We start from the raw sequence: 22,112 nt of genomic DNA on the forward strand, positions 1-22,112 counted from the left end.
ATGGAGAGAAGAATCTAAAAAAATAGATTTCTCATTCCTCGGAATGACAATGAAGAAAATATCTTATTAAAATCAAACTATAAAAACGGACAAAATACAAATATGACAACATTAGAAAAAGCAAAGCTTTGGTTAAGCGATACCTTCGATAAAGAAACAAGAGATGCCGTTCAATCATTAATCGACAGCAATTCTCCGGATTTGGAAGACTCTTTTTACAGAGAATTAGAATTCGGAACAGGAGGAATGAGAGGAATTATGGGTGTTGGAACCAATCGTTTAAATAAGTACACGTTAGGTCAAGCAACACAAGGACTTGCGAATTACATGTTACAGCAATTTCAAGGTGAGGAAATTAGCGTTGCAATTGCTTATGATGTAAGAAATAACTCAAAGGAATTTGGAAAATTGGTTGCGGATGTTTTAACAGCAAACGGAATTAAAGTTCTGCTTTTCAAAAACCACAGACCAACTCCTGAATTGTCTTTCACGGTTCGTGATAAAAAATGTAACGGAGGAATTGTTTTAACAGCTTCTCACAATCCGCCTGAATACAATGGTTATAAAGTATATTGGAATGACGGAGCACAAATCGTTCCGCCACATGATGAGGCGATTATCAATGAAGTATATTCTGTGAAATTTGAAGAAATTAAATTTGATGGAAATGATGATTTAATCGAATGGATCGGAGAGGAGCAGGATGATGTTTACATCGATGCCTGTATTGAAAATTCAACTTACCAAGATGTTGAAAAAGGAAATTTAAATATCGTTTTCACATCAATTCATGGAACGACTTATGCAACTGTTCCGAAAGCTTTGGAAAAGGCAGGTTTCAAGAAAATCGATTTGGTTAAAGAACAGATGATTCCAAGTGGAAATTTTCCAACGGTAGATTCTCCTAATCCGGAAGAACCTGCCGCTTTGGAAATGGCAATGGATTTAGCTAAAATTACCAATGCAGATATCGTTATCGGAACCGATCCGGATGGTGACAGATTAGGAATTGCCGTTAGAAATCTGGAAGGTGAAATTCAATTGCTAAACGGAAATCAGTGCAATACGATTTTGACGTATTATATTTTGGATCAATGGAAGAAACAAGGAAAAATTACAGGAAAAGAATTCATTGGTTCCACGATTGTGACTTCAGACATTTTCTTTGATATCGCTGAAAAATTCGGCGTTGACTGTAAAGTTGGTTTAACGGGTTTCAAATGGATTGGAAAAATGATTCGTGATTTTGAAGGTCAGGAAAAATTCATTTGTGGTGGAGAAGAAAGTTTCGGGTTTATGACTGGAGATTTCGTTCGTGATAAAGATTCTTGTGGAAGTATCATTTTGGCTTGTGAAATTGCAGCTTGGTGCAAAGCCAACGAAAAAACGATGTATGAATATCTGATTGAAATTTATCAGGAAACCGGAATGTATTACGAAGGTTTAATCAATATCGTTAAAAAAGGAAGAGACGGAGCGGAAGAAATACAGAATATGATGAAGAATTTCCGTGAAAATCCTCCAAAATCATTGGCTGGTTCTTTAGTGGAAGAAGTGAAAGATTTTAAAGAGCAAACAAACTTCGTAGTTTCTGAAAATCAAATACACGTAATGGATGATATTCCAAAATCTAATGTTTTAATTTATTACACTCAGGACGGAACAAAAGTTTGCGTAAGACCTTCGGGAACAGAGCCTAAAATTAAATTTTATGTTTCTGTAAAAGAGTCTATCACTTCAAAAGAAGATTTTGAAGAAACCCTGAAATCTTTAGAACAAAAAATAGAAGAGGTAAGAAAAGATCTTCAATTGAACTAAAATAAGGTTGCAGGAATTAGTTTTTAGATAAAAGTTTTACTGATTTTGATTGTCATTAATTTCAGTCATTATTGAAAAACCTTGTATTCTTTGCTGAGTGAAACGCCTTTGCGAACTTAAAAACAGTTAGCTGTTAAAAAAACTTTGCGAACTTTGCGTTAAAATCAAAGATTAATAACAAGTATATAGCCTAATTCCTGCAACCTAAAAAATAATATATTAAAAGTAAATAAAAGTGAAAGTTTCAAAATTAGCAGCGAACCTCATTGGTTCTGAAATTGTAAAAATTGGTAATGAAGTAAATGATTTAAAGGCGAAAGGAGCAGAGATTGCTAATCTTACGATTGGTGATTTGAATTCTAATCTTTACCCGATTCCTGCAGAATTAAAAGAAGAAATTCAGAAAGCGTACCAGAATAATTTAACCAATTATCCGCCAGCAAACGGATTATTGTCTTTGAGAAATGAAGTTTCAAAAGACTTAAAAACAAGATGGAATTTAGATTATTCAGCGAATGATATTTTAATTACAGCAGGTTCAAGACCGTTGATTTATGCCGTTTATAAGGTAATTGTTGACGAAGGTGATAAAGTAATTTATCCTACACCGTCTTGGAACAATAATCATTATGCATATCTTACTTCTGCAGATGCTGTTGAAGTTAAGACTACTCCGGAAAACAATTTCTTACCAACTGCTGATGATTTAAGACCTCACTTAAGCGGAGTTGTCCTTTTAGCGCTTTGTTCGCCGTTAAATCCTACAGGAACCATGTTCACAGAAGCTCAGTTGAGAGAAATCTGTGAAATGATTTTGGAAGAAAACAGTAAGAGAGGCACAGACGAAAAGCCGTTATATTTAATGTACGATCAGATTTATTCTAATCTTACTTTCGGTGCAAAACACGTTGATCCGGTTTCTCTTTTCCCAGAAATGAGAGAATTTACTATTTATATCGAGGGGATTTCTAAATGTCTTGCAGCTACAGGAGTGCGTGTAGGATGGGGATTTGGTCCTTCTAATGTGATTGATAAAATGAAAGCTTTACTGACTCACGTTGGAGCTTGGGCACCAAAACCGGAGCAGGAAGCCACGGCAAAATATTTCCAAAATGCTGATAATGTGAATTCATTTATTAATGATTTTAAAGGTAAATTAGAAGCAAGTCTAAAAGTTCTTCATAACGGAATTCAAGATTTAAAAGCCAAAGGTTTGGCAGTTGAAAGTATCGAACCAATGGGAGCGCTTTATTTAACAATCAAATTAGATTATATCGGAAAAACAAAACCTGACGGAACTATAATTGAAAATTCTTCAGACTTAGTTTTCTATTTAATCAATGAAGCAGGAGTTGCTTTAGTTCCTTTCTCAGCATTTGGTGAGGCTAAATCTGAGCCATGGTTCAGAGCTTCTGTTGGAGGTTTAGATATCACTGAAATTGAGGTAATGATGCCTAAATTAGAGAATGCTCTAAATAATTTGAAATAATTTAATTTTTTTTTCTAAATTTATACCAAGTTGATTCTTATTGTAAGAATCAACTTTTTTATTATAAATCATTAATAATTTAACACAAATGGATCATGAAAAAAATGAATCCAACCATGAAGAGTTGGATCAGAATCAGTCACAGCAAAACAATAATTCGCCTTCTGAGGATTTTTCAGAACAGCAAAATCCTGAAACAGAAAATATAATTTCTGAAAATCCTACAAATCAAACTCAGGAACAACCTTTAGAACCACAACCAAAAGAAACTTTAACAGTAACAGAAAAAAAGAAAAAAAATCCTTATAAGATTGCGTTTTTCAGTTTGGGAGGAATCATTCTTTTAGGTGGAGCTTCTTATTTTGGATATAAATATTACAAAGACCATCAGGTTGAGCCCATCGTTGAAAATGTTTGTTTAGATACAGATACCAAAATTTACGATGCTTATAAAGATGCTGTTGTAATGGTAAAGCACAGATATGCTTTTTTTGCTAAAATTAAAGGAAAAGAAATTCAGTTGAATATTCCTGAAGCATCAGAAGAAACGCTTTTTGGAACGGCATTTTTTGTTGATAAAAAAGGAAATATGATTTCCAACAGTCACGTTCTTCAACCTTGGAATTCGCCAGAAAATCTTGATAAAATCAATACGGATACGTCGAATATCCGAAGAAAAATCGCATCAATTCTTACCACAGATATTTCAGAAGATGGTTACGAAACTTTTATTGCTTCCAATTGGGGTAATGCATCGTCAGATTATCATGAAGAAGGTGGATATCATGAGGGAGACACTGAAGAAGGTGATGGTGAAGAGTTTGTAGATTCAAACGATTCAGCTGTAGATACTGTTGCAAGTTCTGAAGACATTGCTGCTTCAATTCCTCAGAAAGATTATGTTTCGGAAGACGAAATCGAAGTATATATGAAAACGGTAGATATTTCTATCGCTTTACATAATTCTGCCGAAGAATGGTTGCCTTGTACTATTGAAAAAATTTCTGAAGACCAGTCTGTCGATTTGGGAGTTTTACAGTTAACCACAAAAGAAACTCCAAATACAGTTGTAAATATCATCAATCTTGATAATGCTGTAACCGATGACCAGACTTTACGCCCCGGTGAAAAAGCGGTGATGATTGGTTATCCTTTGGGAGAAGATTTAGCGCAGACCATTTCTGGAATTAAAGTACAGTTGTATGACGGGCAAATCAGTAAAGAATCAGACGGAACAAAAATTCAGTACAGCGTAACTTCAACTCACGGAGCAAGCGGTTCACCGATTTTTAATAATTGCGGGCAATTGATTGCGGTGAATTTTAGCGGTGTTGAACAGGTACAGGGCTACAATTTTGGAATCATTGCCAAAAAAATCTATACGGTCTATGGCGGCTTATCGACTCAAAAGATAGATATAGTAGAATAGTTATACTAACAAAACCAAAATATAAGATGAAAAAAATTATTAGTCTAATGACAACACTCGCTTTCAGTGTTGCATTTGCTCAAATTCCAACATTGGAAGTTGGTAATGAAAAAAAACATCCCGTTATTCTTCAGGAAGCTAAAATTGACACCAAAATTTTAGGAAATCTTGCAACCACAACAGCAACGTATACTTTTTATAATCCAAGTAACAGAATTTTAGAAGGAAAACTCACTTTTCCACTTCCGGAAGGTGTTTCTGTAAGTGGTTATGCTTTAGATATTAATGGAAAACTCAGAAATGCAGTTCCTGTTCCAAAAGAAAGAGCTAAAGAAGTTTTTGAAAGTATTGAAAGAAGAAATGTTGACCCGGGAATCATTGAAAAGGTAGAAGGAAATAATTTCAGAACGAGAATTTATCCGTTACCACAAAACGGAAGCCGAACCATTCAAATTACTTATCATCAGGATTTGAAAAATTTCGCTTCGGATTATCAGTATTTTTTAAGCTTTGCGAATGCAACGACAATTCCGAAGTTTAATCTAAAGGTTTGGATTAGTGAAACAACAAATATTCCTAAAATATTAGAAAATCCTGATGGAAGTTTTGCTTTTCAGAAACAAGGAAATCAATGGATTGCAGAAATCAATAAAACTGATTTTAGACCCAATGAAAGTTTAAAAGTAACCATTCCAAAAAATAAAAATTCATCGAATGTTGTTTTGCAGAAAGCTTCAGGAGACAAATTTTATTTTGCCGCAAATGTAGGATTGGATTTTCCGGTAAAAGAAAAACCAAAATCTCAGAAAATTGCCATTATTTGGGATAATTCTTACAGTGGTTCGAAACGAAACAGAGATAAAGAATTACAGTTTTTAGATGCTTATTTCGCAGACAACAAGAACGTTTCCGTTTCTTTTTCTTTGTTGAATAATACCTTTGACAAAGCTGAAGAATTCAATATTTCTCAGGGAAACTGGAATGAACTTAAAAACAGAATTTTAAATTTAAAATACGACGGCGGAACAGATTTCGGAGCTTTAAAAGAAATCAATGGAGTAGAGGAATATCTTTTGTTTTCAGACGGAATTTCCAATTTTGGAGATTTAACGATGAAATTTAAAAAGCCTTTAAACAGCATTTCAAGTACACCGACTTCAGATTTTAATTTGCTTAAATTATTGGCAAATCAATCCGGTGGAAATTTCATTAATTTAAATGAACTGGATGCTCAATCAGCTTTAAAAATTTACAAAAGATTACCCGTTCGCTTTTTAGGATTTAAAGAAAATCCAAATATGCAGGAATTATTTCCGAATATCGGTTCGGTAATCAGTGAGCCTGTCAATATTTTTGGAATTACGTCTGGAAATGCAGGAAAATTAACCGCAGTCTTTTCAGTCGGAAGTGAAAAATTTGAAACACCTGTCGATTTTTCAAGTGCTCAACAGTTGGAAAATTGGCAGATTGCTCAGTTTTGGGCGCAAAGAAAAATCAATGAATTGGAATTAAATTCTACCCAAAACCGTCAGGAAATTAAAAATATCAGTGAACAATTCGGCGTTGTAAGCAAAAATACAAGCTTAATTGTTCTGGATGATATTAATGACTATGTGCGTTACAAAATTACGCCGCCACAGGAATTGTTAGCTGATTATCAGAGAATTGTTTCACAAAATAAAGGTCGAGTTTTAGAACAGAGAAAAAATCTTTTATCTAAAGCTTTTGACAAAACAAGAGAATTAAAAACATGGTGGAACACAGAATTTAAACCTGTAGAAAAAAAGGAATATCCAAAAATTTCAAATCAATCTGTAAGAGATACTGTAAACAATCAAAGACTTGAAGAGGTAGTTGTTGTAGGATATAATTCTTCAGCAAAAGTTGCAATGGAAGTTTCCAGGTCGGATAAAATGGAAGAAAGAGAATCTAAACCAAAAGGAAAAATAACTTTAGTCGATGTAGAAAGCACTGCAGAATACATGAAAGATTTTCAGAATTTACAGTCTGCGGATGTAATCTATCAGAAATATCTGGAAAACCGTTCAAAACATGAAAAGCAGGTTTCTTATTATTTTGATATTTCTAAATTGCTTTTCAAAAAAGGAGATAAAGCACTTTCATTAAAGGTTTTGAGTACATTGGCTGAACTTGATTTGGAAAATGAAGAATTATATAAAACGATTTATTATCTTTTAAAACAACGTGGTCATTACGATAAAGAACTTTGGATTACACAGAAAATTCTTGAATGGCGACCTTTTGACGCGCAAAGCCACAGAGATTATGCCTTGGCTTTGATTGATAATAAAAAGCCGCAGGAAGCTTTAAATATTTACAAATCTCTGCTGTATCAGGAGTTCACAGATGAAATTTCTATGCGAGATAACGGAATTGAGGAAATCCTGATTATGGAAATCAACAATATTTTAAAGCAAAATAAAAATGTTGACGGAAGCAAAATTGATGACCGCCTGAAAGCAGATTTGCCTGTGGATATTCGTGTGGTGATCAATTGGAACAAAGACAATACCGACATTGATCTTTGGGTGACAGATCCTCGTGGTGAAGATTGTTCTTATGGTCACAAATCAACACAGATTGGCGGAAGGCTGAGCAACGATTTTACACAAGGTTTTGGGCCAGAACAGTTTTTGCTGAAAAAAGCGGTTAAAGGAAAGTATAAAATTAAAACCAATTTCTTTGGTGAGAGACAGAATATTCTTTCAGGACCAACAACTGTGATGGCGGAAGTGTATCTTTATTATTCAGATGGAAGACAGGAAAGAAAGATTGCCGTTTTTCAAAGCAAAAAAGAGAATAAACGAGAGAGTGACAGCAAAATTCTGATTGGAGAATTTGAGTTTTAAGAAAAATCACATAAATTGCCGAAGGTTTCTACTTCGGCAATTTTTATTTCTGTTCACTGTTTTGAATAGAATTGTTTGGGCAGCTATTTCGCCTTCCACTCCCGCTTTTTCGCCTTCACTTCGTTGCGGCAAAAAGAGCTCCGTTCAAGTCGGGCTGCGTGAGATTCGAAGTTGAACAACCAAAATTAATTAAAAAAAAGAAATTAATATAATGAAAATTATCGCTGTTATTCCTGCACGTTACGAAGCCAGTCGTTTTCCCGCAAAACTGATGCAGATTTTGGGTAAAAAAACAGTCATTACCACGACGTATCAAAACGTTGTGGAAACCGGACTTTTCGATGAAGTTTTTGTAGCAACAGATTCTGAATTGATCTTTAATGAAATTCAAAATCATGGCGGAAAAGCTGTAATGACAGGTCAACACGAAACAGGAAGCGATCGAATTGCAGAAGCTGTTCAAAATATCGACTGTGATATTGTTATCAACGTTCAGGGCGACGAACCATTTTTAAAATTAGAACCTTTAAAACAATTAATTGAAGTCTTCAAGGCTGATGAAAATCAGGAAATTTCTTTAGCTTCATTAAAAATAAAACTTCACGAAAAAGAAGAAATTGAAAACCCGAATAACGTAAAAGTAATTACAGATAATAATGGTTTTGCGTTATATTTTAGCCGTTCTGTGATTCCGTTTCATAGAGAGATTTCTTATGATGTTGATTATTTTAAACATATCGGAGTTTATGCTTTCAGAAAACATGCTCTGCTTCAATTTTCAAAACTAGAAATGAAACCTTTAGAAATTTCAGAAAAAATAGAATGTATCCGTTATCTGGAATATGGGATGAAAATTAAATTAATTGAAACCAATTTTATCGGCGTTGGAATTGATACACCGGAAGATTTGGAAAAAGCTAGAAAGCTTATCTAAAGAACCATTTTTAGAAAATATATGTTACAGAATTGCAACAGTTTGTTACACTGTTAAACTGCAACATTGTTACATTAGACAAGAAAGGCTTATATTTGATTTTATAAATTGATTTAATGAAGAAATTACTCATCGTTTTCGTTCTGATTATTTCACAATTATCTTTCGCTCAGACTGCTAAAGAAATTATCGACAAAAACATAGAATTATCGGGAGGATTAACCAATTGGAAACTTTTAAATTCAGTATTACTTCAGGGGAAAGTAATTTTAGGAATTAAAGATGAATATCCTATTAAAATATATCAGCAAAGACCAAATTTAACCAAAACCGTAATTACAATCGGCGGAAAAGATACTGCTATTGAAGGTTACGACGGGTCTAAAGGTTATGCAATGAATTATGCAACCAATAAACTGCAGGAATACAAAGAATATATTCCTGAAAGTTTCGATAACGACTTTATTGATTGGGAGAATAAAGGTTTTGAAGCCAAATATTTAGGAAAAGAAAAAGTAGGAGAGATCTACTGTCATAAAGTTGAACTGACAAAAAATGTCAATAAAAACTATTATTATTTCGACACAAAATCGTTCATGCTTTTAAAGGAAATTAAAAAAGAGGAAACTTTAACATATTCAGATTACAAAAAGGTAGGAAATTTGATGATGCCATTCCGATTAGAATCATCGAGCGCTAAAAAAGATGGCGATTACGTGATGCTTATCAATAAAGCAGAAATTAATAAAGTATTTCCTGCAAACAGTTTTAAATTTTAAAATAAATATTCGAAATGAAGAAGTTTTTTATAGTCCTAATTTCTTTTGTCGCATTTTCTAATAGTTGCGCTCAGAAAAAAAGTGAAGTTTCTAAAGTAAAAACCAAACAAGTTATGTCAAAAACAATATACGATTACAAAGTAGATGGTCTCGAAGAAGGTAAAACAATCAATTTTGCAGATTATAAAGGTAAGAAAATCCTTATTGTCAATACAGCATCAGAATGCGGATTCACACCGCAATATGCAGATTTAGAAAAGTTGTCGAATGAATATAAAGACAAATTGGTCGTTATTGGATTTCCTGCAAATAACTTTGGCGGACAAGAACCTGGAACAAACGTGGAAATCGGTGCTTTTTGTCAGAAAAATTATGGGGTTACTTTTCCCTTAGCTGCTAAAGTTTCTGTAAAAGGTGACGATACAGCTCCAGTTTTCAAATATCTTTCAGAAAAAAGCTTAAATGGCGTAAAAGACACAGAAATTCAGTGGAATTTTACAAAGTTTTTAGTTGATGAAAACGGTAAATTAATCGACAGCTTTGTAAGTAAAGTGAAGCCAACTGATGAGGCAATTACTAAGTATTTGAAATAATTATTAAATGATATTTTTAAAGCGGATTTTTTAATCCGCTTTTTTTATTTTAATGCTTCACCAAAATTTTCTCTGTTGCTTTTTTGCTGAGAACCTCAGTTTTTCCTGAAATTTCTATTGTGACAGATCTGTCGAAATCTTCAATTTTAAGAATCTTGATTTTAGTATTTAAAAGAAGATTTCTTTCAGTAAGATAATTCAGAAAAGCATCATCAGATAAAGTGACAGAAGCAAAAATTACAGTTTCTCCAACTTTGCAATTGCTTAATTTTTGTAAATCCTGCGAAATAATATTTCCGTCTTTATCAGGAATAGGTTCACCGTGTGGATCAAATTTAGGATAGTCTAGAATTTCATCCATTTTATCGAAGAAAACGTTTGAATGTACATGTTCCAATTGTTCTGCAATTTCGTGTACATTTTCCCAACCGAAGTTCATTTTTTTAACCAAAAACATTTCTGTTAAACGGTGTTTTCTTACAACCAAAGCTGCTTCACGTCTGCCTTTTTCGGTAACTTTGAGTGGTTTGTAGGTTTCATAAATTACCCAGTTTTTCTCTGCGAATTTTTTCATCATGTTATTAACGCTGGGCATTTTTACATTCAAAAATTTGCTCAGTTCGTTAATCGTCACTTTTCCTTCATGGTCAACTACATGAAACAAAGCTTTCAGATAATTTTCTTCTGTTAATGTTGTTTTCAAAATGTTAGATGATTTTCAATACAAATCTAACAAAATATTTTTTAAATTTTAGTCTTGTTATTTTAAGATTTTTTAATTTTACACTATGAAATTTTCTTTTAAAAACGACTATTCCGAAGGGTGTCATCCTCAGATTTTAGAATCTCTTCTTCGAAATAATCTCGATCAGCAAGCCGGATATGGTGAAGACGAATATTCTCAAAAAGCAAAAATTTTAATTAAAAATAAAATTGAAAATCGTGATTCTGAAGTATATTTTGTTTCGGGAGGAACTCAGGCAAACCTGATTGTTATTTCTTCGATTTTAAGACCTTATCAATGTGTAATTTCTGCAGCAACAGGACATATTTTAAATAATGAAACCGGGGCAATTGAAGCAACGGGACATAAAGTTTTAAGCATAGAAAAAGAAGACGGAAAACTGAATCCTTCAGATATTATTCCTGTTTTGGAAAGTCATAAAAATGTTCCGCATCAGGTAATGCCAAAGCTGGTTTATATTTCAAATTCGACCGAATTGGGAACAATTTATTCTAAAAAAGAACTGGAAAATCTTTCAATATTCTGCAAGGAAAATAATCTTTATCTTTTTATGGACGGAGCGAGATTGGGTCACGCCTTAACCTCTGAAATTAGTGATTTAACATTACAAGATATTGCGAAACTAACTGATATTTTTTATTTGGGAGGAACTAAAAATGGAGCTTTATTGGGTGAAGCAATTATCATCAACAATATAGATTTACAGCAGGATTTTGCGTTTAATATTAAACAAAAAGGAGCGTTGCTGGCAAAAGGAAGACTTTTGGGAATACAGTTTTTGGAATTGATGCAGAATGATCTGTATTTTGATTTAGCTAAAAATGCCAATCAACAAGCGATGAAAATTAAAAATGCTTTATCTGAAAGGGGAGTACCGTTTTTATCTGAAACTTATACCAATCAGATTTTCCCGATTTTGAGTAATAAAATGATTGAAGTTTTAGCTGAAAAATTTGAATTCTATGTTTGGAAAAATATTGATGAAAATTCCTCAGCAATTCGTTTAATAACTTCCTGGAATACTCAGGATAAAGCCGTTGAAGAATTTATTAAAACTTTTAATAGTGAATTATAATTTAAAAAGCAACTCAAATGAGTTGCTTTTCTATCTAAAATATCTAGTTCATTGAAGCTTTTATACCTTCGATAATTTCGTTTTCAAAATCTTTAATTTTCTGTTTTTTCGCAAGAACGTAAAGTCCAATCGGGAACATTATAATTAAGAAAGGCATAGAGTCAAGCTGTGTCGTCGTTGTAATTTTTCCTGTATCTGGGTTTGTGTCGATTTTGACATTTCCGGTAAGGGTAAAACCACTGGTACGAACTTGTAATGCTCCAAAACTGGTTTGAATTTTATATTGTGGAAATTTTTTTCTTAGTTCTTCAATAAGTTCATTTTTTGTGAATGGTTTTACATTAAAATTTTGCATAAATATTTGGTTTAATTATCATTGAATTTTATTTTAACGCATTTGAAACGACTTTACAATCTACAGTTTGCAATTTTTGACCGTCTTTGTAAGAAATATTTTTTTCGTCTGCGTAATGCATTCTTCCGTTTTCATCTTTCTGATTTCCAATCCCTTCAATCAAAGTATTTCCTTTCTGAATAAAGAAAATATCTCTTTTGCTTGTTGTTCCTTCAGAAGCAAATTCATAAGTTAATTTTAAGGTATCACCAGATTTAAAGCCGGATAATTCACCTTTTGAACTGTCTTTTTCATGATTTTTATACGCCATTTTCCCGGAAAAAGTTCCCAGATTATCATCCAGACTTACAAAAACACTGTCTTTTCCGGTAACGCCTAAATAACATAATGTTTTAGAACCCAAAGAGTCTACATTTGGTTCACCGGGAGTTTCTACAGAATCTGTGGTTGTTACAGGATTTACTATTTCAGTTTTTTTGTTACAGTTCATTAACAAAACAGAAAATGCACTGAGAAAAATATACTTTTTCATAATTTCAATATTATGTTAAATTTTATAATTATTTATAGATCAAGTTTCCATTTATAAAATAATTCCTAATCGCTGAGAATCAGTTAAAACTTCTTCATTGAATAGTTTTCAATTTAAAAGGAAATTTAAAATTATTATTCGACTAAACTAAATCAGTATTTAAAATTGATTTTAATCTAGTTGAATAATTTAGTAACAATTATTATGCTAAACATTCTCTGCAACACTCTCCTTATTCCGGATTATAAAAAAGTCCTATAATTTATATTATGTTAAATTGAATATTTTTCCAACTTTGCAATTTGAAGGAATGTAGACTTTAGTAATCTGCTATACAATTAGTTAGTTGTTGATTTTGAGTCTGTGAAGTTTTGATGAATAAACATTTCTTTTAAATAAAATAGTTGTAGAAAGTTTTTGATCTATCTGAAGATTTTATTTCATCAGAAATCTAAACTTATGATTATTTTTAAGCGCAATGCCAGTTCCACGAACTACCGCTCGCAAAGGATCTTCTGCAACAAATACAGGTAACCCGGTTTTTCTGTGAATTCTCTCAGACAATCCGTTAAGCAATGCGCCACCTCCTGCAAGAAAAATTCCTGTTTTATAAATATCGGTTGCAAGTTCTGGCGGTGTAACGGAAAGCGTTTCCAAAATTGCGTCCTCAATTCTCATAATAGATTTGTCTAAGGCTCTGAAAACTTCCTTATAACTAACCATAATTTCTTTCGGTTTACCAGTAATTAAATCTTTTCCCTGAACAGAAATATCATCTAAAGGAAAATCTAATTCCTCTAAAGCAGAGCCAATTTCGATTTTAATTCTTTCAGCTGTTCTTTCACCGATGTCCAAATTATGCTGTGATCTGATAAAGTACGAAATATCATTCGTAAAAACATCTCCCGCCAATTTTATAGATTTATCTACAACAATTCCGCCTAATGCAATAACTGCTATTTCAGTTGTACCCCCTCCAATATCAACAATCATATTTCCTTCAGGGCTTTCAACATCAATACCTGCGCCAATAGCCGCTGCCATTGGTTCATAAATTAATATTACCTCCTTTGCATTTACTTTTTGGGCAGAATCTCTCACCGCTCTTTTTTCAACTTCAGTAATCCCAGATGGAATACAAATTACGATTCTAAGTGCAGGTTTTATAAATTTCCCTTTTATTTCAGTAATCTGTTTGATAAATTCTTTTATCATATGTTCTGAGGCATGGAAATCTGCAATGACACCATCTTTAAGCGGTCTTATCACTTTAATGTCTTCATGAGCTTTACCCTGCATCAGTTTTGCCTGTGTTCCTACAGCAATTGCTTTACCCGATAAACGGTCGATAGCAACTATAGACGGCTCGTCGACAACGATTTTATTATTGTGTATAATCAAAGTATTTGCAGTTCCCAAGTCTATTGCAATCTCCTCCGTAAACATATCAAGTATCCCCATCATTCATTAATTTATAGTTGATAAATGTACGGCTAAAACTCTCAAATACTTCCCAAAATAACCTGCCTCAGAAGTTAAACATAAGTTAAAATAGAGAGACAAAATTTCTACTGAAAAACTTGAAACTCTTAAATAGTATTCCAAATTTAGTTTTGCATTAACAAATCACTCAAGCCGTACTTTTCAAAAAGAATTTTACCTATTTCAAGTTTAGACCAACCTTCTTTTAATTGGTATGTAAATGATAATTCATTATTCTCTAAAAAACATTCTAAATTCAAAAGCAAAACATTTTTATTTTGAGCCAAATAATTTTCAATCAAATTTAAATGTGTTGAAAAAATAAATAAAGAATTTTGAAATTTGGACAAACCATTTACAGTATCGACTGTAATTTGTGCAGCGTCATTAATATTAGTTCCGATAAAAATTTCGTCAAAAACAACAAAACAGTTTTTTGATTTTAGTTCTAATAAAACATTCTTCACATTCATAATTTCTTGAGCAAAATGACTATAACCTTCTTTGAGGTTGTCATTCACCGAAAAATACATAAAAATAGTGTCATAAAAAGGAATATCGCAATAATCTGCAGGAACAGCAATTCCCAAATGAGCCAACAAAACAATGATACTCACCGACTTCATTGCTGTAGATTTTCCCGACATATTGGCTCCCGTGAAAACAAGCGTATTTTTATGTTCTACTTTTAAAGTGTTTTTAACCGCGTTTTTAAGGTCTAAATGGTAGAAGTTTTCAATTATAAAACTGTTTTCAGAGTTGAATTGTGGAAATACCAAATTATTATGCTTGATACCTTTTGCTATACTTGAATTCACATCAAACATATAAAAGAAATCCCAGAAAGATTCAAACTTTTCCTTTTTGATTTCTGTTGTTATAATGGTCAGGAAATTTTTTCTTTGTTTGAAATCTAAGTCTTTATTATAATATTCGTTGATGGATAATGAATTGATGAAGGCAATTTGTTTTTCAATTTCTTTAAAATATTCAGGACAAATTTCTCTCTCTTTGAAATTTCTCAAACGAAGTCCATAATGATAAAAAAAGTCGATTAATAAGTAAATATTAGCATTAATTTCCTTGAAATATTCACGATACTTTAAGCTTGAAATGACATTGTAATGACTGACATCAATCTCATCAAGAAACTTTTGAATTCCATTAATTTTACTTTCATTAATTTTATAATGTTCAACAATTTCTAAATTCTCTAAGAATAGCTTCAGCTTTTGTTGCACATAAAGTGTCTCATTTTTATTGAAAGTTTTTTGATTAAAAAATGAAATGAGATATTGCTTTGATTTTCTCGTTTGAGTGAAATTAAAATGAGCTACAATTTCAGAAACATTTTCCATGATTCATCTGTATTTTCAATGGTAAAACTATTTATTTAATTCTGAAATCTATTTTAAAATTATCTTAAAAAATCGTCTAAAATCTATAAATTAACCACAATTTTACCAACGGTTCTTCCCTTTTCCAATTCTTCGTGTGCTTTTGCCATTTCTTCAAACTTAAAAGCCTGATAAATATAAGGTTTCAAAACTCCTTTTTCCAAAAGTTCAGCAAGTTTTTCCATGTCTTTTCCATCAGACTTAACTAACATTTTAAAACCTTTTGCATTAACAGAAGTTGCTTTTTCTTCCACATCATCATTCAAACCACTTGGAATACTGATAATTGTGCCGTTTTCTTTTAAAACTTTTATAGAATTGTCGATATTTTCACCACCAATTGTATCTAAAATAAAATCAAATTTTTCATCGGATTTTTCCCAATCATAATTTTTATAATCGATATGTTGATCGGCTCCTAAATTCAGGACAAAATCTCTGTTTTTTTCAGATGAAGTTCCGGTTACTGAAACTCCCAAATGTTTAGCAATCTGAACAGCGAAATGCCCAACTCCACCCGAAGCAGCGTGAATTAAAACATTCTGACCTTTTTTTACTTCAGCTTTTTGAATCGCCTGTAAAGCCGTCAAAGCTGCTAAAGTTGTCGCTGCAGCTTCTTCAAAATTGATATTTTTTGGTTTTAAAGCTAAATGATTTTCAGAAGCAACAACGAATTCTGAATATGCTTTTCCATGTCCTGGAAAATTAATCATCCCGAAAACTTCATCATCCAATTTGAATTTTGAAGAATTGCTTTCAACAATAATTCCAGAAATATCCCAACCCAAAATCAACGGATTTTCATATTTTAATTTCTGAAAAGCTCCTTTACCTGAACGAGTTTTTACATCTATTGGATTGATGCTTACAGATTTTACTTCAACTAAAACTTCACCTTGTTTGATCGATGGTTTTTCAATTTCTGTAAGCTTTAAATTTTCTGTTCCACCTGCATTTTCTAAGATAATTGCTTTCATATTTTGATTTTAGATTGGTTTTAAATTTTTAAATTTCTGTAAATAAAATCTGCTTAAATGCTTCCGAAGCGAGATGAACTTGCACCGACCAGTCGTCGGCTGCGTCACTTCCTGCATCGTCAGAAATATATTTTAAACACAAAAAAGGAATATTTTCCTGCATTGCAATCAACGCTAAAGAATACGCTTCCATATCAATGACGTTGTATTCAGTATTGATGTGATTCATCTCAAAACTGTCTCCCGTTCCGCAAATTCCTTCTGTTAAATTATCCATTTTCAGTCCGTTTTCCAAAATAATTGGAATTCCCGAAAGAGGAGTTTCAAATTTTTTAAAACCCAAACCTTGAGCATCCATATCTCTCTGAATAAATTTTGTACAGCAAATTACGCCTCCTTTTGAGAAACCGTAACCTCCTGCTGAACCGAGATTGACGATCAGTTTTGGTTTCTTTTCCTGAATTGCTTTTGTGAGTGCAATTGCTGCATTTACCTTTCCAATTCCTGTAATCAATTTTCTGGTGTGATCGAAAACTTTTCCTGCTTCATAATCCAACGCAAAAACAAAAAGTGTTTCTGAAATCGGATATGTTAATTCGTTATTTAATGTAATCATCAAGCTATATTATGTTAAATTGAACAACCATCTGCATCACAAGAAAGATTGTCTTGAGAAGAATTATCCTTAAAAGGAACAACAGTTTCTTCGTAAGTTTGAGTCAAAGCGTTTTTTAAAAATTCTGCGGGTTGAGCTCCTGAGACTCCATATTTTCCATTCAGAATAAAAAATGGAACACCTGTAATTCCATTATTTCTTGCTTCTAAAATATCTTGGTGGATGTCGTAATCAAACTCATCCGATTGCAAAGAATTTTTCACTTCTTCAGCATCAATTCCCAATGAAACAGCTAAAGAAACCAAAGTTTTTATGTCTCCAACGTTTTTTCCGTCTAAAAAGTGAGCTTTAAATAATTCCTCCTCCATTTCTGAAGATTTATTATATTTTTTGGCTAAATGAAGAAGTTTGTGAGCTGTAAAAGTGTTGGTAATTAAAGCTTTTTCGAAATTAAAATCAATTCCTGAAGATTTTCCCATCTGAATAACCTGATTTGTCATTTGTTTTGCCTGCTCTTCCGGAAAACCTTTCTTTTCTCTGAAATATTCTGCAGTCGTTTTTGTCTCCGATTGCTCTAAAGTTGGATCAAGCTGAAAGCTCTTCCACTCTACTTTTATTTCATCTTTGAACTGCAAATTTTCCATTGCCTGTTCAAAATTTTTCTTCCCGATATAACAAAACGGACACATTACATCCGACCAAATTTCTATTTTCATTTTATTTTTATTTAAATGTATCAATTATTTTTCGGCATTAACTTTCCTAGCAAACAAAATATGTGCACCCAAAGCTAATAATCCCATCGTAATTCCCACAAAGCAAACCCCGTCCCACTGTGCATATTGCCATGCAACGGAAGCAGTGTAAGTTCCTAATGAACCACCGATAAAATAAGAAACCATATAAACAGTATTTAAACGGTTTACAGCATTAGTTTTCAATAGAAAGTAGTTGGTTTGATTCATTATGTGACTTGACTGTACACCTAAATCAACGAGAATTACCCCTACAATAAGTCCCCAATAAGTATTTCCTGCAAAATAGGTAAATCCCCAACTTCCAATCAAAATTAAAAGAGCATATAAAATAATTCGGTTGATGCTCATTCTATTCTGTAAACTACCAACTTTTGCAGCAGCTAAAGCTCCGACTGCGCCTGCTAAACCAAAACTTCCTACAACAGAAGCTCCGACTTCAAAAGGTGGTCTTTCCATATGAAAAACTAAGGTAGTAAACAAAGCACACATCGACCCAAAAGCCATTGCTCCACGGAAAGATGCCAATTGTAAAACAGGTTGTGTTCTTGCAAGATTCCAAACAGAATTCATCAGTTCTAAATAAGTTCCTTTGAAATTGGGTTTCATTTCGGGAAGCATTTTATAGACAAAAACCCAGACTAAAAGCATTAATCCCGCTGCAATTCCAAACATGGATCTCCAACCCCACATTTCACCAACGATTCCTCCAATAAAACGAGACAGTAAAATTCCAAGTAATAATCCTGAAACAACCAATCCGATGTTCGCTGCTTTTTCCTTTTCTGAAGACAATTCTGCAGCAATCGGTACAAATAACTGAGGAATTACAGAAGTAGTTCCGATGAGTAAACTTGCGGCATAAAACATCCATAATTCTGTTGCAAAAGTCATCCATAAAAGTGCTGCAAAAACTAAAATCAAGTCAATTAAAATCAGTCTTTTTCTTAAAAATTTGTCTCCCAACGGAACAATCAGCAATAATCCGAAAGCGTAACCTATTTGCGTTAGAACAGAGATTTTTCCTGCTGCACTTTCAGTAACATTTAAATCTTTTGAAATAAGTCCTAACAACGGCTGATTGTAATAATTGTTGGCAACGACAAGACCTGAAATAATTGACATTGACCAGATTACCGTTCTGGAAATAGTTGATTGAGTAGAATTGAGCATGAAAATGTAAGTTTGAAAAATCTCTTTGATGAGAAAACTTTAGGTAAAGATAATGATTAACAAGCCATTTTTCAGAATCCCGATATAAATAAAATGAATATTTCAGATTTAAATAATCACTCAAATAGGTATCTTTGGAATCTTTAAAATTCACAAAATAATGATTTCAAAAAAAATAATTTCTGCCTTTCTTATTTTTTCTTTAAGTATAACAGCTTGTTCCCAAACACGCAATAATTGGCAAAGTAAAATCGACAGTACTATTCAAATTAAAACACCGACAACTTTTAATGGAGTGATTTTAATTTCTAAAAAAGGAAAAACAGTTTATTCTAAAGCTTATGGATTTTCAGATATGCAAAATAAAACTCCACTGAAAATGGATAATCAGTTTGAAATTATGTCAAATTCTAAGCAGATTACTTCAGTTTTAATTTTAAAGCAAGTTGAAAAAGGAAAAATTAATCTTCAAACTCCAATTAAAAAATATTTACCGGAATTAAAACAAACTTGGGCGGATTCTGTGACTGTTCATCAACTTTTGAATCACACTCACGGAATAGTTGATGTTGAAAAGCCATTAATTTTCAAACCCGGAACTGATTTTAAATATGGCAATCTTTCTAATATTCTTTTAGGGAAAATCATAGAGAAAACTTCCAAGAAAACGTATCGTGAATTAGCAACAGAATTATTCAAACTGCTTAAAATGAATGATACTTTCTGTTATTCTAAAAATGATAAACGAAATCTTGTTTCCGGTTACATAAACAAAGATAATACGTTTACCAAAGTCGAAAATTCTTTTATTAATGAAGAAAATTTGCCTGCAGATGGAATTATTACAACTGCTCAAGATTTAGTTATCTGGAATAATCAACTTCATAAAGGGAAAATTTTAAGCCCAAAATCTTATCAATTGATGACTTCAGAATCTGCAAAATCACAACATGATGTTTTCGGAAAAGAGAAAATGGGTTATGGTTATAATATCAGAATTGTTGATTCTAATGGCATAAAGTATTTCGGTCACACAGGTTTAGGTGATGGTTTTTCTTCACTCAATATCTATGTTCCAAAATCAGATTTGAATATTATTATTCTTGAAAATCAGATGAATGAAAACAGTGATTTATTTTATTATTTTGAAAGTCTGATTAAAGATATTATCCTTGAAAGTGAATTGGTAAAATAATTTAATTAAAAGATTTCCTGAATTCTAAAGGCGAAATATCTGTTTTTGCTTTAAATAGTTTATTAAATGACTGCGAATGTTCAAAGCCCAGTTCATAAGCGATTTCACTTACGGAAAGTTCGGTTGTTGAGAGCTTTTCTTTTGCTTTTTCAATCAGTTTTTCGTGAATAATCTGTTGTGTGGTTTGTCCGGTCAAAGATTTGAGCAAACTTCGCATATATTGTGACGACATATTAAGTTGTTCAGATAAAAACTGAACCGTTGGCAAGCCATTTTTAATAATATTTTCGCCTTCAAAATAGTCATTAAGTAAAATTTCAAGCTTTTCTAAAAACTGATGATGCGCTTTATGGCGGGTAATAAATTGTCGCTGATAAAAACGTTCGGAATAATTCAGTAATGTTTCCAACTGAGAAATAATGATATTCTGACTAAATTTATCAATATTTGATTGATATTCCTGCTTAATATTTTCGATGATTTGTTCAATTTTAATTTCCTCATCTTCAGATAAAAACAAAGCTTCATTCACCGAATAATCAAAAAATTCATATTTTTTAATTGATGAAGCCAAAGGTGTATTCCAAAGAAAATCCGGATGAATCATCAACATCCATCCGGAAGGATTTTTACCTTGCTCTTCTCTTATCACGCTCAAAATCTGATGTGGAGCCATACAAAACATCACACCTTCATCAAAATCATAATCTTGTTGACCGTATCTGTATTTGTGATTCATATCCCGTTTTACGGAAATCATAAAAAAATCAAACATCAGATTTTGCCTTCCGATTTCTGAAGTTTTTGCCATATCTTCAAAATTAATCACACTTATTAATGGATGTTTTGGTTTTGGCAAACCTCGTAAAGTATGAAATTCAGATATTGTTTTTAGTCTTATCGGTTGATTGTCAGACATGATTTTGAGTTTTAGAATTAAATCAGATTTTAATAATAATTAAAGATACAAATTATTGAGGTTCAGGAAAATAAACAGAACCTTTTAGATCTTCAAGCAAAGTTGGATGTTGCGGATTCCAATCTAAGGTTTTTCTTGTTATTTCGCTTGAAGTTTGATTATCTAATTTCGCAAAGTGCGTAAACCAAGAAAAATGTTCCGTAGCTTCTTCAGAATTCAGCGAAACTAAAGGAATATTCAATCTTTCTGAAATTTCTTTAGCAATTACTTTAAATGGAATTCCTTGTTCTGCAACGGCATGGAATCTTGTTCCTTTTTCAAATGTTTTTTCCAGAGCTAAACGGTATAATTTTGCAGCATCTAATCTATGAACAGCTGGCCAATGATTATTTCCGTCATTAATTACTGCCGAAACTCCTTTTTCTCTTGCAATTTTAATTAATAATGGAACAAAACCGATTAAATCTCCTTCTCCATGAACCGATGGCGATAATCTTATCACCGCAACTTTCACACCTTTCGCTGTCATTTCATCGGCTGCATTTTCAGTAGCAATTCTGGGATGCAGGTTGTTTGCCGACAAATCATTTTCAGTGGTTAAGCCATCTCTGGAAAACAAAGCAGTTCCTGAAGTTATAAGAAAAGGTTTATCCATTCCAATCAACGTTTCACCGATGGTTTCAATTACTTTTCCATCAAGCTTGCACATTTCTTCAAATCTTAAAAAATCATGTACAAAACCTAAATGAATCACTGCATCAGCAATCTCAGCACCAGATTTTAAGCTTTCGAAATTATTCAAATCTCCATGATGAACTTCCGCTCCTGCATCAATTAATTTTTTTGCTGATTCTTCTGATCTTGCCAATCCTAAAACGGTGTGACCAGCTTTTAATAATTCCTGTACTACAGCAGTTCCTACGAAACCTGTAGCGCCTGTAACAAATACTTTCATTTTGAATATTTTTAATGATACAAA

Annotated in this window: 20 protein-coding genes; 9 read left to right on the plus strand and 11 right to left on the minus strand. The window is 32.5% G+C overall.

The genetic code is table 11. The features are described from left to right. Positions 1-102 precede the first annotated feature (102 nt). The 7 genes from OF897_RS13560 (at position 103) to OF897_RS13590 (ending at position 9,912) form a co-directional block, all read left to right on the plus strand. The gene (locus OF897_RS13560) at positions 103-1,818 is read left to right on the plus strand and encodes a phospho-sugar mutase (protein ID WP_267266221.1); all 1,716 of its coding nucleotides are present in this window, start codon (positions 103-105) and stop codon (positions 1,816-1,818) included. Positions 1,819-2,053: 235 nt separating this feature from the next. Beyond that, a complete protein-coding gene (locus OF897_RS13565; protein WP_267266222.1) occupies positions 2,054-3,307 on the plus strand; it encodes a pyridoxal phosphate-dependent aminotransferase in 1,254 nt (417 codons plus the stop codon). Positions 3,308-3,395: 88 nt separating this feature from the next. After that, positions 3,396-4,736 carry a trypsin-like peptidase domain-containing protein gene (locus tag OF897_RS13570; RefSeq protein WP_267266223.1) on the plus strand — a complete coding sequence of 447 codons (1,341 nt, stop codon included), beginning with the start codon at positions 3,396-3,398 and terminating at the stop codon, positions 4,734-4,736. Between the two features lie 26 nt (positions 4,737-4,762). Continuing rightward, positions 4,763-7,606, plus strand: coding sequence for a VIT domain-containing protein (locus OF897_RS13575; RefSeq protein WP_267266224.1), 2,844 nt, complete (start codon positions 4,763-4,765; stop codon positions 7,604-7,606). 211 nt (positions 7,607-7,817) lie between these two features. Continuing rightward, positions 7,818-8,540, plus strand: coding sequence for a 3-deoxy-manno-octulosonate cytidylyltransferase (gene kdsB / locus OF897_RS13580; RefSeq protein ID WP_267266225.1), 723 nt, complete (start codon positions 7,818-7,820; stop codon positions 8,538-8,540). 116 nt (positions 8,541-8,656) lie between these two features. Further along, positions 8,657-9,319: a histidine kinase gene (locus OF897_RS13585; RefSeq protein ID WP_267266226.1), complete on the plus strand. Its 663-nt coding sequence runs from the start codon at positions 8,657-8,659 to the stop codon at positions 9,317-9,319. A 14-nt stretch (positions 9,320-9,333) separates the two neighbouring features. Continuing rightward, entirely contained in the window at positions 9,334-9,912 is a 579-nt protein-coding gene (locus OF897_RS13590; RefSeq protein WP_267266227.1) for a glutathione peroxidase, read from the plus strand. 49 nt (positions 9,913-9,961) lie between these two features. Here OF897_RS13590 and OF897_RS13595 read toward each other — a convergent pair whose 3' ends face one another. Further along, positions 9,962-10,615 carry a metal-dependent transcriptional regulator gene (locus OF897_RS13595; protein WP_267266228.1) on the minus strand — a complete coding sequence of 218 codons (654 nt, stop codon included), beginning with the start codon at positions 10,613-10,615 and terminating at the stop codon, positions 9,962-9,964. A gap of 85 nt (positions 10,616-10,700) precedes the next feature. Between OF897_RS13595 and OF897_RS13600 the strand changes: the two genes are divergently transcribed. Further along, entirely contained in the window at positions 10,701-11,732 is a 1,032-nt protein-coding gene (locus OF897_RS13600) for a threonine aldolase family protein (RefSeq protein WP_267266229.1), read from the plus strand. A 43-nt stretch (positions 11,733-11,775) separates the two neighbouring features. Here the strand turns inward: OF897_RS13600 and OF897_RS13605 are convergent, their stop codons facing one another. The 8 genes from OF897_RS13605 to OF897_RS13640 all read right to left on the minus strand — a co-directional run bounded on the left by OF897_RS13605 (position 11,776) and on the right by OF897_RS13640 (position 19,019). Then, positions 11,776-12,087 carry a hypothetical protein gene (locus OF897_RS13605; protein WP_267266230.1) on the minus strand — a complete coding sequence of 104 codons (312 nt, stop codon included), beginning with the start codon at positions 12,085-12,087 and terminating at the stop codon, positions 11,776-11,778. Between the two features lie 28 nt (positions 12,088-12,115). Continuing rightward, a complete protein-coding gene (locus tag OF897_RS13610; RefSeq protein ID WP_267266231.1) occupies positions 12,116-12,619 on the minus strand; it encodes a hypothetical protein in 504 nt (167 codons plus the stop codon). Between the two features lie 435 nt (positions 12,620-13,054). Beyond that, positions 13,055-14,080, minus strand: coding sequence for a rod shape-determining protein (locus OF897_RS13615; RefSeq protein ID WP_267266298.1), 1,026 nt, complete (start codon positions 14,078-14,080; stop codon positions 13,055-13,057). A 146-nt stretch (positions 14,081-14,226) separates the two neighbouring features. Beyond that, positions 14,227-15,459: a MutS-related protein gene (locus OF897_RS13620; protein ID WP_267266232.1), complete on the minus strand. Its 1,233-nt coding sequence runs from the start codon at positions 15,457-15,459 to the stop codon at positions 14,227-14,229. A gap of 83 nt (positions 15,460-15,542) precedes the next feature. Next, on the minus strand, positions 15,543-16,475 hold the full coding sequence (locus tag OF897_RS13625; protein ID WP_267266233.1) for an NADP-dependent oxidoreductase: 933 nt from the start codon (positions 16,473-16,475) through the stop codon (positions 15,543-15,545). Positions 16,476-16,503: 28 nt separating this feature from the next. Continuing rightward, a complete protein-coding gene (locus OF897_RS13630) occupies positions 16,504-17,091 on the minus strand; it encodes a 5'-methylthioadenosine/S-adenosylhomocysteine nucleosidase family protein (RefSeq protein WP_267266234.1) in 588 nt (195 codons plus the stop codon). Positions 17,092-17,105: 14 nt separating this feature from the next. Continuing rightward, positions 17,106-17,807 carry a DsbA family oxidoreductase gene (locus OF897_RS13635; RefSeq protein ID WP_267266235.1) on the minus strand — a complete coding sequence of 234 codons (702 nt, stop codon included), beginning with the start codon at positions 17,805-17,807 and terminating at the stop codon, positions 17,106-17,108. A gap of 24 nt (positions 17,808-17,831) precedes the next feature. Beyond that, positions 17,832-19,019: an MFS transporter gene (locus OF897_RS13640; protein WP_267266236.1), complete on the minus strand. Its 1,188-nt coding sequence runs from the start codon at positions 19,017-19,019 to the stop codon at positions 17,832-17,834. 160 nt (positions 19,020-19,179) lie between these two features. Here OF897_RS13640 and OF897_RS13645 point away from each other — a divergent pair, with 160 nt between their 5' ends. Beyond that, positions 19,180-20,214, plus strand: a complete 1,035-nt coding sequence (locus OF897_RS13645) for a serine hydrolase domain-containing protein (RefSeq protein ID WP_267266237.1) — start codon at positions 19,180-19,182, stop codon at positions 20,212-20,214. Position 20,215: 1 nt separating this feature from the next. Here OF897_RS13645 and OF897_RS13650 read toward each other — a convergent pair whose 3' ends face one another. Then, positions 20,216-21,133 carry a helix-turn-helix domain-containing protein gene (locus OF897_RS13650; RefSeq protein ID WP_267266238.1) on the minus strand — a complete coding sequence of 306 codons (918 nt, stop codon included), beginning with the start codon at positions 21,131-21,133 and terminating at the stop codon, positions 20,216-20,218. A gap of 52 nt (positions 21,134-21,185) precedes the next feature. After that, on the minus strand, positions 21,186-22,088 hold the full coding sequence (locus tag OF897_RS13655) for an SDR family oxidoreductase (RefSeq protein ID WP_267266239.1): 903 nt from the start codon (positions 22,086-22,088) through the stop codon (positions 21,186-21,188). Between the last annotated feature and the right edge of the window lie 24 nt (positions 22,089-22,112).

It is taken from the genome of Chryseobacterium formosum, from assembly GCF_026460885.1.
GTDB lineage: Bacteria > Bacteroidota > Bacteroidia > Flavobacteriales > Weeksellaceae > Chryseobacterium > Chryseobacterium formosus.